Source organism: Limnobacter sp. CACIAM 66H1, assembly GCF_001601825.1.
Lineage (GTDB): Bacteria > Pseudomonadota > Gammaproteobacteria > Burkholderiales > Burkholderiaceae_B > Limnobacter.
On record NZ_LUJK01000053.1, the window covers coordinates 1 to 21,835 of the forward strand.

Sequence of the window (21,835 nt, forward strand, 5' to 3'; positions counted from 1 at the left end):
GAGGAAATCGCCTATTTGCTGGTGCACGGCAAGCTACCTACTGTGGCTGAGCTGGCTGGCTACAAACTGAAACTGAAAGCCTTGCGCGGCATTCCTGCGGGCGTGAAGCAAGCGCTGGAAGCTCTGCCCCCTTCAGCCCACCCAATGGATGTGATGCGCACTGGTGTTTCCGTGTTGGGCTGCCTTCAGCCTGAAAAGGACGACCACAACCACCCCGGTGCACGCGACATTGCAGACAAGCTGATGGCCAGCCTTGGCGGCATGCTGCTGTATTGGTACCACTACAGCCACAATGGCAAGCGCATTGAAGTGGAAACCGATGATGACTCGATTGGCGGCCACTTCCTGCACCTGCTGCATGGTGAAAAGCCCCGCGACAGCTGGGTTCGCGCCATGCACACCTCCTTGATTCTGTATGCAGAGCATGAATTCAATGCGTCCACTTTCACCAGCCGCGTTGTGGCTGGTACCGGTTCCGACATGTACTCCGCCATTTGCGGTGGCATTGGTGCCTTGCGCGGCCCCAAGCATGGCGGTGCCAATGAGGTGGCGTTCGAAATTCAAAAGCGATACGACAACCCGGATGAAGCAGAGGCCGATATTCGCGCCCGCGTTGAACGCAAGGAAGTGGTGATCGGTTTCGGCCACCCCGTGTACACCGTCAGCGACCCTCGCAACGTGGTGATCAAGAAAGTGGCGGAAGACCTGTCCAAAGAACAGAACAATATGAAGATGTACAACATCGCCGAACGCCTGGAAAGCGTCATGTGGGAAATCAAGAAAATGTTCCCGAACCTGGACTGGTTCAGCGCCGTGAGCTACCACATGATGGGCGTGCCCACCGCCATGTTCACGCCCCTGTTCGTGATTGCCCGTACATCCGGCTGGAGCGCCCACGTGATTGAACAGCGCATCGACGGCAAGATCATTCGCCCAAGCGCCAACTACACCGGCCCTGAAGACCAGAAATTTGTACCCATCAAGGATCGCAAATAAGCATGAACACTCAATTCCGTAAAAACCTTCCGGGTACGAAGCTTGATTTCTTCGACGCCCAAGCGGCTGTGGATGCAATTGAAGCCGGCGCATGGGATAAGCTGCCCTACACCAGCAAAGTGCTGGCTGAGCAGTTGGTGCGCCGCTGTGAACCATCGGCTTTGACCGACAGCCTCAAGCAACTGGTATACCGAAAGCGCGACCTGGATTTTCCCTGGTACCCAGCCCGCGTGGTGTGCCACGACATTCTGGGCCAAACCGCACTGGTGGACTTGGCTGGCCTGCGCAATGCAATTGCAGACCAGGGAGGTGACCCTTCCAAGGTAAACCCAGTGGTACCCACTCAATTGATTGTGGACCATTCACTGGCTGTGGAATGTGGAGGTTTTGACCCCGACGCCTTCCAGAAGAACCGCGACATTGAAGAGCGCCGAAATGAAGACCGCTTCCATTTCATTAACTGGACCAAAACCGCATTCAAGAATGTGGACGTGATTCCAGCCGGCAATGGCATCATGCACCAGATCAATCTGGAAAAAATGTCGCCGGTAGTACAGGTTCGCGATGGCGTAGCCTTTCCTGACACCTGTGTAGGCACTGACAGCCACACACCCCATGTGGATGCGCTGGGCGTAATCTCGATTGGCGTGGGTGGACTGGAAGCAGAGACCGTGATGCTGGGCCGCGCCTCGATGATGCGCCTGCCCGACATCGTGGGCGTGGAACTGACTGGCAAGCGCCAGCCCGGTATTACGGCCACCGACATCGTACTGGAGCTGACCGCATTTTTGCGCAAGGAACGGGTGGTGGGGGCCTACATCGAATTTTTCGGTGAAGGCGCCAACAGTCTCAGCATTGGCGACCGAGCCACGATTTCCAACATGACTCCGGAATACGGCGCCACCGCCGCAATGTTCTACATTGATGAGCAAACCATTGACTACCTCAAGCTGACTGGCCGCGAAGATGAGCAGGTAAAGCTGGTGGAGCAATATGCCAAACACACCGGCCTTTGGGCGAGCAAAATGGTGGGTGCGGAATATGAACGCGTGCTGAAATTTGATTTGAGTAAAGTGGTGCGAAGCATGGCTGGCCCATCGAACCCGCACGCCCGCGTGGCCACCACCGATTTGGCTGCCAAAGGCATTGCAGTTAACCTGGACAAAGCACGTGAAGAGGAAGCCAAGGGTTTGATGCCCGATGGCGCAGTGATTATCGCCGCCATTACCAGCTGCACCAACACCAGCAACCCACGCAACGTGGTTGCAGCTGCCCTGCTCGCCCGCAAAGCCAATCAGTTGGGTTTGGTGCGCAAACCTTGGGTGAAATCTTCTTTCGCCCCAGGTTCCAAAGTGGCCGAGTTGTATTTGAAAGATTCAGGCCTGCTGCCTGAACTGGAAAAGCTCGGCTTTGGTATTGTGGCGTTTGCCTGTACCACCTGCAACGGCATGAGTGGTGCATTGGACCCGAAAATTCAACAGGAAATCATCGACCGCGATTTGTACGCCACCGCAGTATTGAGCGGCAACCGCAACTTCGATGGACGAATTCACCCCTATGCCAAGCAGGCATTCCTGGCCTCGCCCCCGCTGGTGGTGGCCTATGCCATTGCGGGCACCATTCGCTTTGACATTGAACGGGATGTGCTGGGTGTTGTGAACGGCAAGGAAATTCGCCTGAAAGACCTGTGGCCGAGCGATGAAGAAATCGATGCAATCGTGAATGAATTCGTCAAACCCTCCCAGTTCCGCGAAATTTATATTCCCATGTTTGATTTGGGTGCGATTGAAGAAGCGAAAAGCCCGCTGTACGACTGGCGGCCACAGAGCACCTACATTCGTCGCCCACCTTACTGGGACACCGAAGGACAAGGTGCATTGGCTGCGCGGCCACGCACGTTGAAAAACATGCGCCCGCTGGCGGTGCTGGGTGACAACATCACCACCGACCACCTGAGCCCATCGAACGCCATTCTGATGAATAGCGCAGCCGGTGAGTACCTGCACAAGATGGGACTGCCGGAAGAGGACTTCAACAGCTATGCCACCCACCGCGGCGACCACTTGACAGCACAGCGCGCCACATTCGCCAACCCCACCCTGCTGAATGAAATGGTGCGGGATGAAAACGGCAACGTGAAAAAAGGCTCACTGGCCCGCATTGAACCGGAAGGCAAGGTAACACGTATGTGGGAAGCGATTGAAACCTACATGGACCGTGGCCAGCCGCTGATCATCATTGCGGGTGCTGACTATGGCCAGGGTTCTTCACGCGACTGGGCCGCCAAGGGTGTGCGCCTGGCAGGTGTTGAAGCAATTATTGCCGAAGGCTTCGAGCGTATTCACCGCACCAACCTGATTGGCATGGGCACCCTGCCCCTGGAATTCAAGTCAGGCGATACGCGTAAAACCTACAACATCGACGGCACCGAGGTGTTTGAAGTGGTGGGTGAGCGCAGCCCGCGCGCAACTCTGACTGTGGTGATGACCCGCAAGAATGGCGAGCGTGTGGAATTCCCCGTGACCTGCCGCCTGGACACCGCTGAAGAGGTTTCAATCTATGAAGCCGGTGGCGTGCTGCAACGTTTTGCACAGGACTTCCTGGAAGGAAAGGCAGCATGAGCCAACAACTGAAGGTTCCCGCCACCTACATGCGTGGCGGTACCAGCAAGGGTGTGTTTTTCAGGTTGCAGGATTTGCCTGACGCATGCCAAAAGCCGGGCGAAGCCCGCGACAAACTTTTGTTGCGTGTAATCGGAAGTCCTGACCCTTATGGCAAGCAAATCGACGGCATGGGTGGTGCTACATCAAGCACCAGCAAAACCGTGATTTTGAGCAAAAGCAGCAAGGCTGATCACGATGTAGATTACCTGTTTGGACAGGTTTCAATCGACAAGGCCTTTGTGGACTGGAGTGGCAACTGCGGCAATTTGTCTTCTGCGGTGGGTTCATTCGCAGTGGCCAGTGGCTTGGTTGATCCTGCACGCGTGCCGCAAAACGGCACTTGTGTGGTACGCATTTGGCAAGCCAATATTGGCAAAACCATTATTGCGCATGTGCCAATGACCAACGGGCTTGTTCAAGAAACCGGCGAATTTGAATTGGATGGGGTTACTTTCCCCGCGGCTGAAGTTCAGCTGGAGTTCTTGGACCCGGCCGATGAAGGCGAAGACGGTGCTTCAGGCTCTATGTTCCCCACTGGCAACCTGATTGACGACCTGGAAGTTCCCGGCATCGGCACACTGAAAGCCACGCTGATCAATGCCGGCATACCCACCATTTTCGTCAATGCGGACAGCATTGGCTACACCGGCTGCGAGCTGCAAGACGACATCAACAGTGACCCCAAGGCATTGGCGATGTTCGAAACCATCCGCGCCCACGGTGCCGTGAAAATGGGCTTGATCAAACACATTGATGAAGCAGCCAAACGACAGCACACACCCAAAGTGGCGTTTGTTGCACCGCCAAAAACCTACACCAGCTCAAGCGGCAAGGTGGTTGAATCGGCAGGCATTGATTTGCTGGTGCGCGCCATGAGTATGGGCAAACTGCACCATGCCATGATGGGTACAGCCGCAGTGGCCATTGGCACAGCAGCTGCCGTACCTGGAACCCTGGTGAATTTGGCAGCGGGTGGAACCGCACGAGAAGCCGTTCGCTTTGGACACCCAAGCGGCACCTTGCGCGTCGGGGCCCAAGCGGTGCTTGAAAATGGTCAATGGGCCGTCAAAAAAGCCATTATGAGCCGCAGTGCGCGCGTATTGATGGAAGGTTGGGTTCGCATACCTAACGATACGTTTTAAACGATGGAACCAAGCTGATAAAGCTTGCCACTACATGCACTTCAGTTTGTTTCGGTGCAATACCGAGAACTGAAGTGCAGTTTCACCATTCCGAAAACTGTAGCAACAAGCCAAAGAGTGAGCAATTGCTCACGTCCCCATACCCCTCTTCCTGATTACATTACCTCACGCTGATTATTCTCATGACTCCGAAAAATTCAATGGAGTCTTCACCATGTTTCGCGCAGTTTTAAGTCACGCTGGCCCTCAAGTCCTGATGTCTGCAGGAAAGAATGCATTGCGAAGAAGCAACTCAGGCTCGGTATCTTCGCAGATAGTGAGTCCGCTGGCCTGCAAGCTCAAGGACATCCGAAAAAACACCCATACAAACTTGAAACTTCAGCTTCAGAAAAGCCTGCCACCTGTCAAATTTGAGCAAACCCAGGAATTGACTGAACAGATTGAAACTGAAGAGCCAGATTTTGATCAACTTCACGCACAGATGGCGGAGTTTGTTCAGACGCATAAGAATGATCCTGAGGCTATCGTCGGGGCGTTGAAGTACCTGAACAGTCAACTGATGATATTGAGCGCAGCAGAGCGACAAATCAAAGCGGAAAATGCACCGATCGATCAATGGCTCGTTCAAGGTTTGAAATCCCTGATTGATCACTCCTCGAACCAGGGGGAATCCATTGTTCAAACACTCTCAAACACAAAAATTTCGCCAGTGTTTACTGCGCACCCGACCAATTTCAATAAACCCGAAGCGAGCGCCATTGTGCTCTCCCAACTGGACGACATTGCAAGTCCCCATGGAAACGCAAAAGTCTGTCAAGAACTCTGGGAAACCCAAGGCGTTCGAAACCTGAAACCCACGGTTCAGGACGAGGCCAGGCAATTCTCTTCCAACATCCGTCATCTGCACAGTTCGGGCCGAACCATTCACAAATACATCAACCAACAACTTTCAGTTTTACCCGATCAATTGAAACTGTCAAAACCCTTGGTTGAAGCCGGGAATTGGGTGGGCGGCGATCGGGATGGAAATCCGAACATTGATGCAAAGGTGCTCAAAGACGTGGTCAGAACCCTGAGCGCTGCAGCTTTTGAATACTTTGAAAAGAAAATAGGCCAGGAGAAAAACACCCAAGCCGGTAGCCTTTGCAATCTGCTTTGTAAATCCGGACACTCGGAATCCCTCACCTTAATTCGCCAAAAGCTGGCACGCACCCGAGCACATTTGGTGGGCGAAACCGCACTGCCAATTCAGGGCGATTTGTATCTGAATGCGAATGAACTGGTAAGTGATCTTGAATCCTTGGATATCGACAATTTGAACACTCAGGAAAAAGCAATCCTTCAAGGAAAGCTTGATTTGCTGAAACTGGATGCGGACAGCATTGGCTTTCATGGGGCCAACACTGACATTCGACAAAACAGCGCAATGAATGAAAAAACAGTCGGCGAATTGTTGAGAAGATCTGGCGGCCCCAGCAATTACGAGAGCTTGGGAGAAGTTGAAAAACAAACATTGCTGACCAGCCTGTTACTAGGCAACAGCGCACTCGTGCTCAGTGATGTCCCGATTGACGGCCAGGGCAATAATCCTGAATTTGAACGGGAAATCGGATTGATCAAAAGCTATAAAACCATTCATGACACCTACGGACCACAGGCACTGAAAAACTGCATTACGGCCAACACAGAAACCATGAGTGACATGCTAGAGGTCATGCTGCTACTGAAATATGCTGACCTGGCCGACGAACACGGAATCAAGATGAACGTTGTGCCGCTGATAGAGACAGTGAGAGACCTGCACAACGGCCCTGACATTTTGAACAGCATGCTGAATCACCCGTGGTATCGACAGGCTCTGAAATCCAGTGGCAATCAACAACAAATCATGGTTGGATATTCAGACAGCAATCGCTTGGATGGACCACTCGCCTCTAGCTGGGCTGTATATGAGGGCACGGCCAAAATGCAGGAGGTCGCGAATCAAAACAAGATAAATTTGCATGTATTTCATGGTCGGGGCGGAACCAAGGCCAGGGGCTCAGGCGACTCGTATGCACAGGAAATCAGATCAAGCAACGGTGCCAGCCTAGTGACCGGAATGCGTCAAACCGAGCAAGGTGAAGAGGTACCGGCGAAATTCGGTACCGAAACAATGTCCAAATCCAACCTGGCAGACATGGTAGGTTCAACATTGGAAACCATGTCAAAAGGCACTGATCAGGGACTTGTCAAATACACCAGCACGATGGAAAAACTTGCCCAACATGCTCGCGAAAGCTACGCCAACCTGTACTCCGACCCCGAACTTCCTCGTTTTTTTCAGAGCAGCACCCCCATTGAATTCGTGGGTAAATCCAACGCTGGCAGCCGCCCTGCTTCACGAGCAAGCGACGCAGGGGGTCAACTGAACCTCGATAAGCTGCGCGCAATCCCTTGGGTGGGCTCTTGGTATCAATCTGGCAGCGCCATGCCTGCATACTTCGGCACGGGCAGTGCAATCAAACAATTTATCGAACAACCGACTGGCACCACCACGGCACTAGAACGAACCACGCAACTGCAAACAATGTACAAAGAATGGCCATTCTTCAAAACCTTGATTGACCGAACCGCCACCGCCATGGAAAAAGCCGACATGACAATTGCACAGGGGTACGCAAAATTGGCGCCGGCTCAATCGCAGGGTGTATTCGAGAAAATCAAGAATGAATACGAACTGACCAAAGAGATGATTCTGAACATCAAACAATCGAACAATCTGATGGATCACAATCCCGTCGATGCAGAAATACTTGCAGTAAAAAAACCATTGACGCAAGCGGCACATGCCATGCAAATTGGTTTGCTCAAAGCCCACCAACAGGCGGGCCCTGAGATTCGGGACAAGCTGCTCGAACCGATTGTCATGTCGATGCAGGCGATCGCCAGTTCCAACCGATTTGGTTAAACAGCAGTTCCCGCATGAATGGGCGGACGTTTGCCTGCCCATGGCTTGGATTGCTCCAACTGCGCCGCCAGGTTCAACAACACGTTTTCCTCACCAAAACGTCCCGTGAACATCATGCCCACTGGAATGCCTTGCGCATTCCAGTGCAAGGGCACACTCATTGACGGTTGACCCGTGACATTGGCCGGCATGGTTTGGGAACAGTACTGATATACACGCCGACCCGCTTTTAATACAAAGTCCTTTTGCTTGGCAATAAAACCAATTGGCAGATAGCTGAGTGCTTTCAATTCGACCATCTCTTGCGAGGTTGGACGAAGCCCCCCGACGGCGATGGGTAATTCACCCAGAGTACTTGTCAATAAAGCATCGTAGGGCTCAAAAAAAGTCATCCATTGGCGGGAAAACTGCGCCATGGTCCACACTGCATTGGCGACGTCACCACCATTAAAGCTACGACCCAATTTCATCAATGCCCATGTCCGCGCCTCAAAATCAGCTGCCTTGCCCTTTCGTCCTAATACACGTTCGCCTTCTTTCAAGGTTGCTGCCATTTCTGAACACACCAATACAGTGTAGGCGTATATAAAGTCCTCCTTGTTGATAGGCAGGCGAACTTCCTCACACACATGGCCAAGGCTTTCAAGCAACTTGACTGTTTCAAGCACTCCTTGCTGACAATCAGCATGCAGAGTTTCGCCCAAGGCTGGATCAAGTGAATAGGCAATTTTCAGTTTTTTGGGTTTTGCTTCAATGGCAGCTGCATATGTTTTTGCGGGCGGTGCGATACGCAGTAGTTGACCGGGATAATTGCCTTGCAAGCAATCAAGCATGTGTGCAGAATCACGCACGGTGCGAGATACCACATGCTCTGCGATGAACCCGAACCAGCCATCTGCTTGATCAGGACCGGAGGGCACGCGCCCGCGAGTGGGCTTCAAGCCAAACAGGCCGGTGCAGGATGCCGGGACTCGAATTGAACCACCCCCATCACTTGCGCTGGCCATGGGCACGATACCCGCTGCAACGGCTGCTGAAGCACCGCCACTGGAACCACCAGGGCTGCGCAGTGGATCCCAAGGGTTACGGCATGGACCTGTCAGTTCAGGTTCAGTCGAAGGTGTAATGCCGAATTCCGGCGTGGCCGTTTTTCCAAAAATATTCAGCCCGGCCCGCTTGAAACGTTTTACATATTCCGAATCTTCAGAGGGTACGAAGCCTTTGTAGAATCGACTGCCGCAGCTCATCTCGACACCGGCATAGCTGGCAATCAAATCCTTTAATAAAAATGGAACTCCTGCAAAGGGTCCCTCGACAGTTTCTTTGGCACGCGCACGAGCAATGTCGTACATGGGTCGAATCACCGCATTAATGCGTGGGTTGACCTTCTCTGTGCGAGCGATGCTCTCCTCGAGCAGTTCGGCTGCGCTCACCTCACGTTTATTGATCAACTCGGCAAGACCAAGGGCGTCGAACTGGTCATATTCTTTGAAACCTGCCATTTTTATTGTGTCTCCGAAAAACTGGTGTAGCTATGAATGTAAGTGAATATCTTACCCCACTCAGGTAATACCCACCCTGATTGAAAACAGGAAGAATAAGACATCCGAAACTTTAATTGCTTTGGTTACATGACATGAAATCACCGTATATCGCTTGTGTGGTATTTAGCGACTACCCTATAAAAACAATGGCTTACCAGCGTTTTCTGAGTGGCTTGGGTGAGAAATGTGTCTACTCCTTTCGCAGTATCGATCTTGATTTCACAGAACTTTCACGTGCCAGGCTCGTGATTTGCGACATGAACATCATGAAAGAATTTGAAGAAGCTGCGCTGAGCAAGCTGGAAAGAACCTTTCGCACTGCGAATATTCTGTTTCTTGAAGAAGATCACAGCGATATGCGTGTCAAGTTTTCAAATCAGAGGGATATTTGTCGCTTGGGCAAACTTGCTGAAATCAACGTGATTCACTCGACGTTGAAAGAACTGCTTTTACAGACCAACAGAAAACCAAAAAAGAACCCACGCCATCGAGATGCGCAAATCGAACAAACTTAAAAAAGCCACCCAAGGGTGGCTTTTTTACGTTTGCCGTAACAGCCCGGGAGAAACCCCGGGCTATCCGCTCGGGCCGCCAAATTAAGCAGCCAACTCAGCCTTGTTTGCAATGTCCACAAACTCCTGAATCTGGTCGAAGTTCATGTAACGGTAAACTTCACCAGACACATTGCCCAGCATTTTTACCTGTTCCATGTACTCTTCCACAGTTGGGATCTTGCCCATCAGCGCACACACTGCGGCCAGTTCGGCCGAGCTGAGATACACGCGGGTGTCAATGCCCAAACGGTTCGGGAAGTTACGTGTAGAAGTGGACACGGCAGTGGAACCCTTGCGGATTTGTGCCTGGTTACCCATACACAAAGAACAGCCCGGCAATTCCATGCGAGCACCCGTGCGGCCCAGAATGCCGTAGTAGCCTTCTTCGGTCAGAATGTGCTGATCCATCTTCGTGGGCGGAGCAATCCACAAACGGGTTGGAATGTCACTCTTGCCTTCCAGTACCTTACCGGCTGCGCGGAAGTGACCAATGTTGGTCATGCAAGAACCGATAAACACCTCATCAATCTTGTCGCCAGCGACTTCGCTCAAGAACTTCACGTCGTCCGGATCGTTCGGACATGCAAGGATAGGTTCCTTGATGTCTTTCAGGTCGATTTCGATCACAGCGGCATACTCAGCGTCCGCGTCGGCCTTCAGCAACTCAGGGTTTGCAATCCAGGCTTCCATAGCCTTGATGCGGCGTGTCAGTGTGCGTGCGTCCTGATAGCCTTGAGCAATCATCCACTTCATCAAGGTGATGTTGGACTTCATGTACTCAATGATGGGCTCTTTGTCCAAATGCACGGTACAACCCGCAGCAGAGCGTTCTGCAGAGGCGTCTGACAATTCGAATGCCTGTTCAACTTTCAGTTGTGGCAGACCTTCAATTTCCAGAATACGGCCCGAGAAAATGTTCTTCTTGCCTTTCTTCTCGACGGTCAACAGGCCTGCCTTGATTGCGTACAAAGGAATTGCGTTGACCAGATCACGCAAGGTAACGCCAGGCTGCATTTCACCCTTGAAACGCACCAAGACGGATTCAGGCATGTCCAAAGGCATGACACCTGTGGCGGCAGCAAACGCGACCAAGCCAGAACCGGCCGGGAAAGAGATGCCGATCGGGAAACGGGTATGTGAATCGCCACCAGTGCCCACAGTGTCGGGCATCAACAAGCGGTTCAACCAGCTGTGAATTACACCATCACCTGGACGTAGCGCCACACCACCACGGTTCTCAATGAAATCGGGCAGTTCGTGGTGCATTTTCACGTCCACTGGCTTGGGATAGGCCGCCGTGTGGCAGAAGGACTGCATCACCAAATCAGCAGAGAAGCCCAAACAGGCCAGGTCTTTCAATTCGTCGCGAGTCATTGGGCCGGTGGTGTCCTGAGAACCCACTGTGGTCATCTTGGGTTCGCAGTAAGTACCAGGGCGAACACCTTCCACGCCACAGGCCTTGCCCACCATTTTCTGGGCCAGACTGTAGCCCTTTGTAGAGGCAGCCTGAGAAGAAGGACGGCGGAACACTGGGCTTGGGCCTTGACCCAAAGCAGCTCGCGCACGGTCAGTCAGACCACGACCAATAATCAGGGGAATACGGCCACCTGCGCGCACTTCATCGAACAGCACATCGGTTTTCACGCTGAATTCAGCAATTACCGCGCCGTTTTTCAGAGCTTTGCCTTCGAAGGGACGCAGTTCGATCTCGTCGCCCATGTCCATTTGGCTGACATCCAGTTCGATTGGCAATGCACCAGCGTCTTCCATGGTGTTGAAGAAAATTGGGGCAATCTTGTTGCCCAGGCAATACCCACCGAAACGCTTGTTGGGAATGAAAGGAATGTCATCGCCAGTAAACCACAACACGCTATTGGTGGCGGACTTGCGTGATGAACCTGTACCTACCACATCGCCCACGTACGCGATCGGATTGCCTTTGGCGATCAGGGCTTGCAACTGCTTGATGGGGCCAACCTTGCCCGGCTCATCAGCTTCAATACCGGGACGTGGGTTTTTCAACATGGCCAAGGCGTGCAATGGAATGTCGGGACGGCTCCATGCATCGGGTGCTGGCGACAGATCGTCGGTGTTGGTTTCACCCGTGACCTTGAACACAGTCAATTTGATGCTTTGTGGCACTTCGGGGCGGCTGGTGAACCACTCGGCGTCTGCCCAGCTTTGCATCACTTTCTTGGCGGTGGCGCTGCCCTTGTCGGCCAGGTCTTTCACGTCGTGGAAGTAGTCAAACATTAACAGGGTTTTTGACAAAGCTTCAGCGGCAATCTCGCCCACTTCTGAATCGTTCAAGGCGTCGATCAGAGGTTTGATGTTGAAACCACCCAGCATGGTACCCAGCAGGAAAGTAGCTTTCTTGCGGTCAATTAATTTGCAAGTGTCAGTACCATTCACAATCGCAGCCAAAAAGGCAGATTTCACCTTGGCGGCATCATCCACACCGGCGGGTACTCGGTTGGTGATCAGGTCCAGCAGAAACTCTTCTTCGCCTGCGGGCGGGTTTTTCAGCAACTGAACCAGGTCAGCAGTTTGCTGGGCAGACAAAGGCAGTGGAGGAATGCCCAACGCTGCGCGCTCGGCAACGTGTTGGCGATAGGACTCAAGCATGAGATCTCCCTAGATTGGGTGAGGGTCAATAGAAACTGTGTAATTTTGAGGCAGTTCGCACGCGCACACAAGTGTTGCGATGCAAAAGTGGCGGGGTTTCGAAGCCTCTCAAGTCTTATATATGATATAGGACTTTCCCTTGATTTTGAAGGGGGTTAGGTCGATTCGGCCTGCTTTTAGAGCCTATTGTCGCTTTGCACGCTGATATTTGGCAGGGCTGATCCCAGTGACTCGTTTAAAGGCATGCGTGAACGCACTTTGATCGTTGTAGGCCAGAAAATTGGCAATATCAGCCAAGCTGAGCTCGCCCGCCTGAAGGCAGTTTTTGGCCATTTCAATCCGCACCTGCTCCAGTTCATCTCGGAAACTACGGTCATGTTCATTCAATCGTCGTTGCAGGGTACGTGTGCTCATCAACAACCGCCGGGCCACGACCTCTAGCGTGGGCAACCCAGCGGTTATGGACTCCTGAAGGGCTTTCTGCAAGCCCGGCACTGCCTCATCGCCTGCCTTCACCTGTTTCAGCAACAGCTGCGCCTGCTGATCGAGCATGCTGCGCATGACCTGGTCAGGTGCTTTCAAAGGCGTTTCAAGCAGACTGGCTGGCCAAACTACCTCTGTGCAATCTCCGTCAAAACCCACCTCGCATTGAAAAAATGCATTGAAATCTTCAGCATTAAGCGGCTTAGGGTTGATAAATTGCACGCGGCGTGGGTAAACCGGTGAGGCAATCAGGTGCTGGGTAAATACGACCAACACGCCAATCGCAACTGAGTCCACCCAGTGCCCGGGACGGCCACGTTCAGCGCCCCAACGCAAAACCAGCTCATCACCCTGAAACGCGACATTCAGTGCATTGACGCTGTACACCAAATTCTCAAACTGCTGCAATCGTGCAAAAGCCTCTCCCAGGTTGGCGCAACAACTGGCCACATAACCCAGCAGACCCATATTCGCTGGGCGTACATGGGCTGCAATTTTCAAAGGCATTGCAGGGTCTTGAAGCGCTTGATAGGCCCACTCCAGCATGGCCTGCCACTGCGGAACGCCAATGCGGTTCAATTCGCCCGCCACAGGCCGGGCAAATGGATTCGTTTGCGCAACGTCAGGGTGTGTTTCAATCAGCCAGTCAAATAGCAGATTGACGTAGCTGGCAGAAATGTGTCCGAGATTGGAATGCTGGTTCATTATTTGACAATAAATATTGTCAGAAGAGTTTTACCTGTTCTATGCTAGCGCGTATTCCGCACAACATCCTCAACAACTCAGCATCACGACATGAAAAAACACGCCACAGCAATCAAGAGACTAACCACTCTTTTCGCAAGCACTGCACTTTTTGGCCTAAGTGCCTGCAACGTTCAAGCACCCGAAGGAGAAATTCAAGGTGTGGCAGGCTTGGCAATTGCCGCGGAACGGGCAGTGTCGGGACTGGAACGCAAGGTGCTTCAAATTGACGGTTTTGTGGTCCCGTATTTGCAGGGTGGTCAAGGTGAACCCCTTGTTCTGATTCACGGTTTTGGTGGTTCAAAAGACAATTTCAATCGAGTGGCTTATTACCTGACCGATCACTACACGGTTTATTCAATTGATGTGCCTGGCTTCGGCGCCTCCACCCGCGACTTGAATGCCGACTATGTCATCAATACCCAAATTGACCGGGTACATGAAATTATTGAAAAGCTAGGGCTAGAGAAACCACACATTGGCGGCAACTCCATGGGTGGCTGGATCAGCGGTGCCTATGCAGCAAAGTACCCCGACAATGTGGCTTCAGTGTGGTTTTTGGCACCCGCAGGTTTGATGGAGTCCAGAAAATCAGAGGTGATTCAGAAATTCGAGAAAACAGGTGAGATTGTTCTAACTGCCAGCAATCGCCAAGAGTTCGAGAAAATCGTCGATGTCGTGATGTATGAGCGCCCCGCTTTCGCACCCGGCTTCGTAGTGGATGCCATGGCCGAACGCGCTGCCGCTGACCAGCCATTGCACAAACGCATTTACAAGGACTTTAAAACTGTGCCCTCTGACCTGGCTACAGTGCTGCCAGCTTCAACATACAAAGGCCCTGGCCTGATTGTTTGGGGCAAGGAAGACAGGGTATTGCATGTGGATGGCGCAGCAGAATTGAAATCCGCGATGCCTGATTTCGATGTCATTTTGATGGACAAGGTTGGACATGTCCCGATGATGGAACAACCCAAACAGGTTGCAGCGGACTATGTGAAGTGGCGTGAGATGATTGCTGAATAAAGTGTAGCCGATGGTTGCCTCTTACCAGGTTATGGCTCACTGCCCGTGTCGCATCACCGAGCCTTGCCGGGCTTTGATTCCCTTCTTGAATGCTGGCTTGGGGCAAGCGAAACGCAAAAGCGTTTTCGCATCGATTGCTAAGGCAATCGCCCCTCGCTGCGCATCAAGCGGGAAGCCCGCCTGAATCGGTTAGGTAATTGCAACAACGTACAGTGAGCAGGAACGAGCACCAATACGAACACCGGGGACAATCCATCAAATCAAGAAATCCACTCAAGGCGATCAAAAAAACCGCGCTATTTATCGTTTTCACTGGTTAACAAAATTCTGTCATTCGGTGTGTAGGTTTGGGAGTTGATCTGTGAAAAATCAAATACAGCCCTGGGGAACTCCACCACGCCAACCACCGCACCCGCGTGTTTAAACAACATTACTGTGATGTCATCACGCGCATCAATCTCGGTCGCAAGCAATACTTTATTGGAAGACAATTCTTCATCGAGACTATTGAAGGACGTGTAGGGCCTGATCAGCAACAGTTCGTCCCATTCAAGCCCATTTATTTGGTTGAGTTTCAGCACCTTGTCGGTTTCCTGAGCGGATCGCACCAACGCCTGAATTTGATTGAGTAAAAGTTGCTCTGTACGCGATCCGTTGCATGCCGAAATCAATAAGGCCAGCAGTCCCAGAACGATACTTTTCATTTGAGCACCTTCAATCTCTTGTTCGTTAGGGCATTTAAGCACTTTGAAGCAACGATAAAGTCACTCTCACGCGTGGATTGTCGACCGATTTCGATTCCAACTCGGTTATTGAACAAATCCATTTCAATCTCCGTTTTAGGTAGTCCGGGTTTTTCTTCGTGTGCCATAGTAAATGCAAGAGCAGCATCCGGCCCGATATCTCGAGCAAGCAAGGCACTCCAGTAACAGTGACGTAACGCATCACCTGCACCGTTGTGTAAACTGCCAGCGCCGAATTTCGATCGCGCCTCGTTTAGTGCTTTGTTTGCTGACTCTTTTATAGCCAACAAGTGCCAAGGATTCATCAACAAATAGTTTTTTTCCTGCTGATTTAGCCTATACCAGTCGTTCAAATAATTCACACATGCTCCAGCTTTCAAAGTGGGCACAAGTTTTTTCTAAATCAGCACTCTTATCAATTATCGGATCTGGTCACTACCCAACATGATGGAGTTCAAATTTTAAAACAGAATCATTCAAATATCTCTTGGCGCAATTTCACAAAAAAAAGGCTTGATCTCGCAATATTTCTTGCCCAAAACCGCGCAAAATTCGAGTTGTCAAAAAACCAACACGCGGAGACTCACCCATGGAACAGTTGATCGACCAGGCGATGCCCACTTTCAATTTGTTATTTGGTCCCAACCCGGATTGGAAGCAGGTGTTCCTTACCCTGCTCACCCCGGTTTTTCTCGGCGCCACGCTGGTCGAATACCTGTACCTGAAAAAGGTGGGCAAATCATTTTTCTTCAAGAAAAACGAAGTGGTCACCAATATGTTGCTCGGCGGCACCTACCAGGCTATGGAGCTGGTGTGGTTTGCGCTATTTGTGTCTGCATTTATGGAATGGATCTATTCCTTCCGCATTGCGACCATTGAAGTCACTCCGCTGAGTTTTGCTGCCTTGCTGTTCGGCATCGAGTTCTGTTATTACTGGTTTCACCGCGGTAGCCATCGGGTTCGATGGTTCTGGTGTGCGCATGTTGTGCACCACAGTGGAGAAAATATGACAACCACCACAGCGATGCGGCAAAGCCTGTTCTACGCGGTGAACCTGCATCAAATTTTTTGGGCACCCATGTTGATCATTGGCTTTCCTGTGTGGGCAGTGCTGCTGGCCTACGGTATCAACCTGGGCTACCAATATTTTGTGCACACCCAAGCCGTGAACAAATTTCCAAAATGGTTTGAATATATTTTCAACACACCCAGCCATCATCGCGTCCACCATGGTCGCAACGCTGAATACATCGACAAAAACTACGGCGGCGTATTAATCATCTGGGATCGAATCTTTGGTACCTTTGAACCCGAAGTTGCACCAGTGGACTACGGCATCGTTCGTCAACCCAAAACCAACAACATCTGGACGCTGAATACCCATGAGTGGCGCGACATGTTTTCTGACGCACTCAAGCCTGGACCCATTTGGCAGCGCGTCAAACACATTTGGGCCCCACCCGAGTGGGTCCGCCCAGGCCTGAGTGATCAGTCCAACCTGCGCAACAAAACAATTTAAGCAATCTTCTCGTACTACAATGGGTGGAACCTAAGAAGGACCACCCATGCGCAGAAAACCACTCAACACCGCCTCTCGATCCAAACTGTCCAAGTACGCAAAGCCCTTGGCCAACCTGGCAATTTTGCTGGCGGATGCTGGCAGCCGGCTTGAGCGTCGGTTTTGGAAAAAGAAGTTGTTTGCAGCTCTGGCCCCCATGCTGGAGGGACGCAGCGACACCACGCTGATGCAAACCCTTGATCACCTTTACAGCACCAACTACCGCGCCTATGACGAGTTGGCCTTTGCCATTGAAAACACCGTCGAAAGTCCCGAGCTGGGTCAAGAAGAAGACATTCTGTTGTTGGCTGCGCCCGTACTGGCTTGGTCCACCTACAACATACCTTCAGGAAAAATAGAAGAAGCGACAGTCGCTGAATTCACCAATCTGCTTCAAAAAAATGTGCTGTCCGATCATGCCCACCTGGTGCTCACCAACATGCTGTTCAGCCCGGACCAACTGCCCGAGAGTTACACCGCAGCAGCAGAACTGGCTCGCCAATTGGGACAAGCTGCGATCGACCGGGTCAAGGTTCGCATCGACACAGAGAACCTGCCCGCAACACAAAGCTTTTTGAGTGACGTGCGTTACTTGATTGGTGCGATATCAGTACCGGCGGGGCAGCCTGCATTCAAATGGCAGGTTGAAGCGCACAGCAACGGTACACTTCTGAGCAAAGAGGAAGTACTGGCCAATTGGCGAATTACTGGTGGCCAGGCCCTGCAAAAAATCATGCCCGGCTGTTTGCTGGAATTGATGTTGCCCAACGGGCTTTACAATGCGTGCCGCGAGGCTGAAAAAGAGGCGCGCGCCTACTCAGTGCGAGCGTCCGCCGCCTTTCTCGAAAGTGCCCTCGATGTTCCCACTCAAAAAATTCATGCCAGCGTAGGCGCATTTGTAGATCGGGGAGAAATCGAAGAATACCGAATCGGTTTTTCCGTCGAAGGAAACAGCGATATTGTGCATGGTGTGGTGTGGCCATTGATCGGCGAAGAATATGGCAATGAGCCAGACCCTGTTTACGAAAAAGACATTGAAAGCGAACCCGACAACCCGGTTATTCGCTCAAAGATTGAAGCTCTTTTGAAAGAAGTCGGAATTCGGCAAATAAAAGTACTGGAAGAGCGCTTCCCCCTGGAGTACTGTGAAGATTGTGGATCGCCTTTGTACCCCAACCCTGAAGGTGAGTTGCTCCATGCCGAACTGCCTGAAGACTCTGAATTGCCAAACAGCATGCATTTGCATTGAACGGTACCCAACACACCGCTTGATTTTGTAATACGGTGCCGACCTTCTCTTCGGCACTCCACACGTAAGGGAGAAACAGGTATGTCAACCCTGAAGCATTCAACACTCAGCACTTTCACGACTAAAACTGGCCAGAAAGGCCAGTTTTACAGCCTGCCCAAACTGGCTGAATCGGGATTCCCCAACCTGCACCGATTGCCAGTCTCGATTCGCATTGTGCTTGAATCGGTGTTGCGCAATTGCGATGGAAAAAAAGTTTCAGAAGAACATATTCAACAGTTGGCCAATTGGCAACCTCAAGCCAGACGAACTGATGAAATTCCTTTTATCGTGGCGCGCGTAGTACTTCAAGACTTTACCGGCGTTCCGTTGCTGGCAGACCTGGCTGCCATGCGGAATGTAGCCAGCGACATGGGCAAAAATCCCAAGAAAATTGAGCCGCTTGTACCTGTGGATTTGGTGGTTGATCATTCGGTGATGATTGACCACTTTGGCACGGCCGATTCACTGCGCAAGAATATGGAAATTGAATTCGAGCGAAATAGCGAGCGCTACCAGTTCATGAAATGGGGCATGCAGGCCTTTGACACATTCAAGGTCGTGCCACCCGGCATCGGCATTGTTCACCAGGTGAATCTGGAATACCTGTTCCGTGGCATCCGCAGTGCCGTGAAAGCGGGCGAAGAGAACGACAACACGGTCTATTACCCCGATACACTGGTGGGCACTGACAGCCACACCACCATGATCAACGGCGTGGGTGTTGTAGGCTGGGGCGTGGGCGGCATTGAAGCCGAGGCTGGGATGCTGGGGCAGCCTGTGTACTTTTTGACACCCGATGTGGTGGGGGTTGAACTCACCAACGCGCTGCGCGAAGGCATCACTGCCACTGATTTGGTATTGGCCATTACCGAGTTGCTTCGCAAGAAAAAAGTGGTAGGCAAGTTCGTTGAATTCTACGGACCCGGTGCAGCAAGTTTGTCAGTGACCGACCGCGCCACACTGGCCAATATGGCGCCTGAATATGGTGCCACCATGGGTTTCTTCCCCCCCGATTCAAAAACAGTTGAATTCATGCGCAAAACTGGCCGTACCGCGGCCGAAGCCGATCGATTTGAGGCGTACTTTGAGGCACAAGGCTTGCTAGGAATGCCAGCACCTGGTGCAATTGACTATTCTGAAGTGGTCACGCTCGATCTGGACTCGGTTGAGCCCTCCTTGGCTGGGCCAAAACGACCACAGGATCGCGTATTGCTGAGGAACATGAAGCAGCAATTCAACACCCTGTTTTCCGAACCGATGACTGCAAACGGTTTTGGCAAAGACCAAGCTGCGCTGAGCACACGCTACCCCACTGGGCTGGATAAGCTCACGATTGGGCATGGCGACGTATTGTTGGCTGCAATTACCAGCTGCACCAACACCTCCAATCCTGGTGTGATGCTGGCGGCAGGTTTATTGGCCAAGAAGGCTGTTGAGAAGGGTTTGAAGGTGCAGCCTCACATTAAAACCTCACTCGGCCCGGGCTCGCGGGTGGTCAGTGATTACCTGGAAAAAACAGGTCTGCAACCCTACCTGGACAAACTTGGATTCAATGTAGCTGCATACGGGTGCACAACCTGTATCGGCAATGCAGGTGATTTGCTACCCGAGATCAACGACACGATTTTGAAAAACGATGTAATCGGTTGCGCGGTGTTGTCGGGTAACCGTAATTTTGAAGCACGTATTCACCCGAATTTAAAAGCCAACTTTCTGGCTTCACCTCCCCTTGTGGTTGCCTACGCGCTCAGCGGCAAAGCCAACATGGACATGACCTCTGAGCCGATTGGCACCGGCAGCGATGGCAAACCGGTTTACCTGCGGGATATTTGGCCGAGTAATGACGAAGTCAATGAGTTACTGCCCACCGCGCTGGACGCACCTACCTTTGTTCGCCTGTATAGCAACTTCACCGAAGGGCACGACCTTTGGAACAACGTGCCCGCACCAGAGGGCCAAGTGTATCCATGGCCGCAGTCCACCTACATTGCCAAACCGCCCTTCTTCGATGATTTCGCCATGCTCCCCACCCAGGTCGAAACGATACGCGGCGCAAAACCGTTGCTGATTCTTGGTGACTCGGTTACCACCGACCACATTTCGCCAGCAGGCTCGTTCAAACTAGGCACCCCTGCAGGAAAATACTTGCTGGAACACGGCGTGATCCAAAAAGACTTCAACAGTTATGGCTCAAGGCGTGGCAACCATGATGTGATGATTCGCGGGACGTTTGCCAATGTGCGAGTTAAAAACCTGATGATTCCACCCGATGCCAATGGAAATCGGATTGAAGGTGGCTTTACTCTCAAAGATGGACAACAAACCACGGTGTACGACGCCGCCATGGAATACATCGCACAAGGCACCCCCACCATCGTATTGGCTGGCGAAGAATATGGAACTGGATCTTCCCGTGACTGGGCGGCAAAAGGGACACAACTGCTGGGTGTGAAGGTGGTGGTTGCCCGAAGTTATGAACGCATTCACCGCAGTAACCTGGTGGGCATGGGCGTGTTGCCATTGCAGTTTTTGGGTAACGATTCAATTCAAAGCCTGAGGCTGGACGGCACAGAAACCTTCGATGTCATAGGTTTGGCCGAAGACACTGCACCACAGGCTGAACTGGTGCTGAGAATTACGCGGGCCAACGGAGAAATGCAGGATGTAAAAGTGCTCAGTCGCATCGATACACCGATCGAGGTGGAATATTACAAGCACCGGGGTATTCTGCCGTTTGTATTGCGGGAGTTGTTAGGGGCGTGATTTGCGCATGGCGTGGCTTGCTCGCTGCAGGCGTTATTGCTTGCCGCTTCTTGCCTGCCTCGCGCCCTGACGAATCAGCAACAAAATCGGCACCAGCGCAATCATGACAATCATCAGCGCTGGCACTGCCGCCTCAGTCAATCGTTCGTCTGAGGCAAACTGATAAGAAACAACTGCCAGGGTGTCAAAATCGAAAGGCCTCAACACCAGAGTGGCTGGCAATTCCTTGATCACATCCACGATCACCAACAACATGCCGGTGGCCACAGACCCTCGCAGTACCGGCAAATGCACATGCCAAAGGACTTGGCGAGGTGTGCGACCCAAAATTCGGGCCGATTCGTCAATGTGTCGTGTAATTTGCTGCAAACCCGAATCTACGGACTGCAAAGCTGCTGAAGTGAAGCGAACGTTGTAGGCATACACCAAAGCCAGCACACTGCCGGTTAACGCCGGCACCTGCCAGCCCATGTCGTAAGTGAAACGATCAACTGTGGCCAGTGGCAACAAAATTGCGATGGCCAGAATTGCACCCGGCACTCCATAGCCCAAAGAAATCAAACGGTAAATTGCGGTAACCCACCACACATGCGCCTGTCGTTTTACATAGGCCAAAAACACCGCCAGAACCACCGCAACCAGGGCTGCCATGCCCCCCAAGAGGGCTGAGTGGTAAGCCCACTGAAAACTGCGCGCCCAATTGATCGAAGTATCTACATCAACCACCAGCGCCAATAGAATCAGCACCGGCAGCAC

The 21,835-nt window shown here is 52.0% G+C and carries 15 protein-coding genes; 9 read left to right on the forward strand and 6 right to left on the reverse strand.

What is annotated here, in order from left to right; genetic code table 11:
* The 4 genes from prpC to A0129_RS13240 all read left to right on the forward strand — a co-directional run.
* Positions 1 to 996: 2-methylcitrate synthase (gene prpC / locus A0129_RS13225; RefSeq protein WP_291715671.1), on the forward strand; the 996-nt coding region annotated here is incomplete at its 5' end.
* A gap of 2 nt (positions 997 to 998) precedes the next feature.
* Complete coding sequence (gene acnD, locus A0129_RS13230) at positions 999 to 3,617, forward strand: Fe/S-dependent 2-methylisocitrate dehydratase AcnD (protein ID WP_291715673.1); 2,619 nt, start codon at positions 999 to 1,001, stop codon at positions 3,615 to 3,617.
* Positions 3,614 to 4,801 carry a 2-methylaconitate cis-trans isomerase PrpF gene (prpF, locus tag A0129_RS13235; protein ID WP_291715675.1) on the forward strand — a complete coding sequence of 396 codons (1,188 nt, stop codon included), beginning with the start codon at positions 3,614 to 3,616 and terminating at the stop codon, positions 4,799 to 4,801. Before acnD ends, prpF begins: the two co-directional genes overlap by 4 nt.
* Before the next feature lie 370 nt (positions 4,802 to 5,171).
* Positions 5,172 to 7,751, forward strand: coding sequence for a phosphoenolpyruvate carboxylase (locus A0129_RS13240; protein WP_291715677.1), 2,580 nt, complete (start codon positions 5,172 to 5,174; stop codon positions 7,749 to 7,751).
* Here the strand turns inward: A0129_RS13240 and A0129_RS13245 are convergent.
* Positions 7,748 to 9,253 (reverse strand): amidase, encoded by a 1,506-nt coding sequence (locus A0129_RS13245; protein WP_291715679.1) that lies wholly within the window; start codon positions 9,251 to 9,253, stop codon positions 7,748 to 7,750. The genes A0129_RS13240 and A0129_RS13245 overlap by 4 nt on opposite strands.
* 134 nt (positions 9,254 to 9,387) lie before the next feature.
* Here A0129_RS13245 and A0129_RS13250 point away from each other — a divergent pair, with 134 nt between their 5' ends.
* Positions 9,388 to 9,810 carry a hypothetical protein gene (locus A0129_RS13250; protein WP_291715681.1) on the forward strand — a complete coding sequence of 141 codons (423 nt, stop codon included), beginning with the start codon at positions 9,388 to 9,390 and terminating at the stop codon, positions 9,808 to 9,810.
* An 81-nt stretch (positions 9,811 to 9,891) separates the two neighbouring features.
* Here the strand turns inward: A0129_RS13250 and acnB are convergent, their stop codons facing one another.
* Both acnB and A0129_RS13260 read right to left on the reverse strand, forming a co-directional pair.
* Entirely contained in the window at positions 9,892 to 12,474 is a 2,583-nt protein-coding gene (gene acnB / locus A0129_RS13255) for a bifunctional aconitate hydratase 2/2-methylisocitrate dehydratase (protein WP_291715683.1), read from the reverse strand.
* Positions 12,475 to 12,657: 183 nt separating this feature from the next.
* On the reverse strand, positions 12,658 to 13,662 hold the full coding sequence (locus A0129_RS13260; protein ID WP_291715685.1) for an AraC family transcriptional regulator: 1,005 nt from the start codon (positions 13,660 to 13,662) through the stop codon (positions 12,658 to 12,660).
* Between the two features lie 90 nt (positions 13,663 to 13,752).
* On the opposite strand from A0129_RS13260, the gene A0129_RS13265 reads away from it, so the two are divergent.
* On the forward strand, positions 13,753 to 14,724 hold the full coding sequence (locus tag A0129_RS13265; protein ID WP_291715687.1) for an alpha/beta fold hydrolase: 972 nt from the start codon (positions 13,753 to 13,755) through the stop codon (positions 14,722 to 14,724).
* Positions 14,725 to 15,020: 296 nt separating this feature from the next.
* Here the strand turns inward: A0129_RS13265 and A0129_RS13270 are convergent, their stop codons facing one another.
* Positions 15,021 to 15,428, reverse strand: coding sequence for a hypothetical protein (locus A0129_RS13270; RefSeq protein ID WP_291715689.1), 408 nt, complete (start codon positions 15,426 to 15,428; stop codon positions 15,021 to 15,023).
* On the reverse strand, positions 15,425 to 15,829 hold the full coding sequence (locus tag A0129_RS13275; RefSeq protein ID WP_291715691.1) for a hypothetical protein: 405 nt from the start codon (positions 15,827 to 15,829) through the stop codon (positions 15,425 to 15,427). The genes A0129_RS13270 and A0129_RS13275 overlap by 4 nt, the downstream gene beginning before the upstream one ends.
* A 227-nt stretch (positions 15,830 to 16,056) precedes the next feature.
* Between A0129_RS13275 and A0129_RS13280 the strand changes: the two genes are divergently transcribed.
* From A0129_RS13280 to acnA, 3 genes are all read left to right on the forward strand, one after another.
* Positions 16,057 to 16,986, forward strand: a complete 930-nt coding sequence (locus tag A0129_RS13280; RefSeq protein WP_291715693.1) for a sterol desaturase family protein — start codon at positions 16,057 to 16,059, stop codon at positions 16,984 to 16,986.
* A 46-nt stretch (positions 16,987 to 17,032) separates the two neighbouring features.
* Positions 17,033 to 18,274, forward strand: coding sequence for a DUF2863 family protein (locus tag A0129_RS13285; RefSeq protein WP_291715695.1), 1,242 nt, complete (start codon positions 17,033 to 17,035; stop codon positions 18,272 to 18,274).
* Between the two features lie 81 nt (positions 18,275 to 18,355).
* Complete coding sequence (acnA, locus tag A0129_RS13290; RefSeq protein WP_291715697.1) at positions 18,356 to 21,079, forward strand: aconitate hydratase AcnA; 2,724 nt, start codon at positions 18,356 to 18,358, stop codon at positions 21,077 to 21,079.
* 33 nt (positions 21,080 to 21,112) lie between these two features.
* Here acnA and A0129_RS13295 read toward each other — a convergent pair.
* Positions 21,113 to 21,835, reverse strand: a 723-nt coding sequence (locus A0129_RS13295; RefSeq protein ID WP_291715699.1) for an iron ABC transporter permease, incomplete at its 5' end; no start/stop codon positions are given.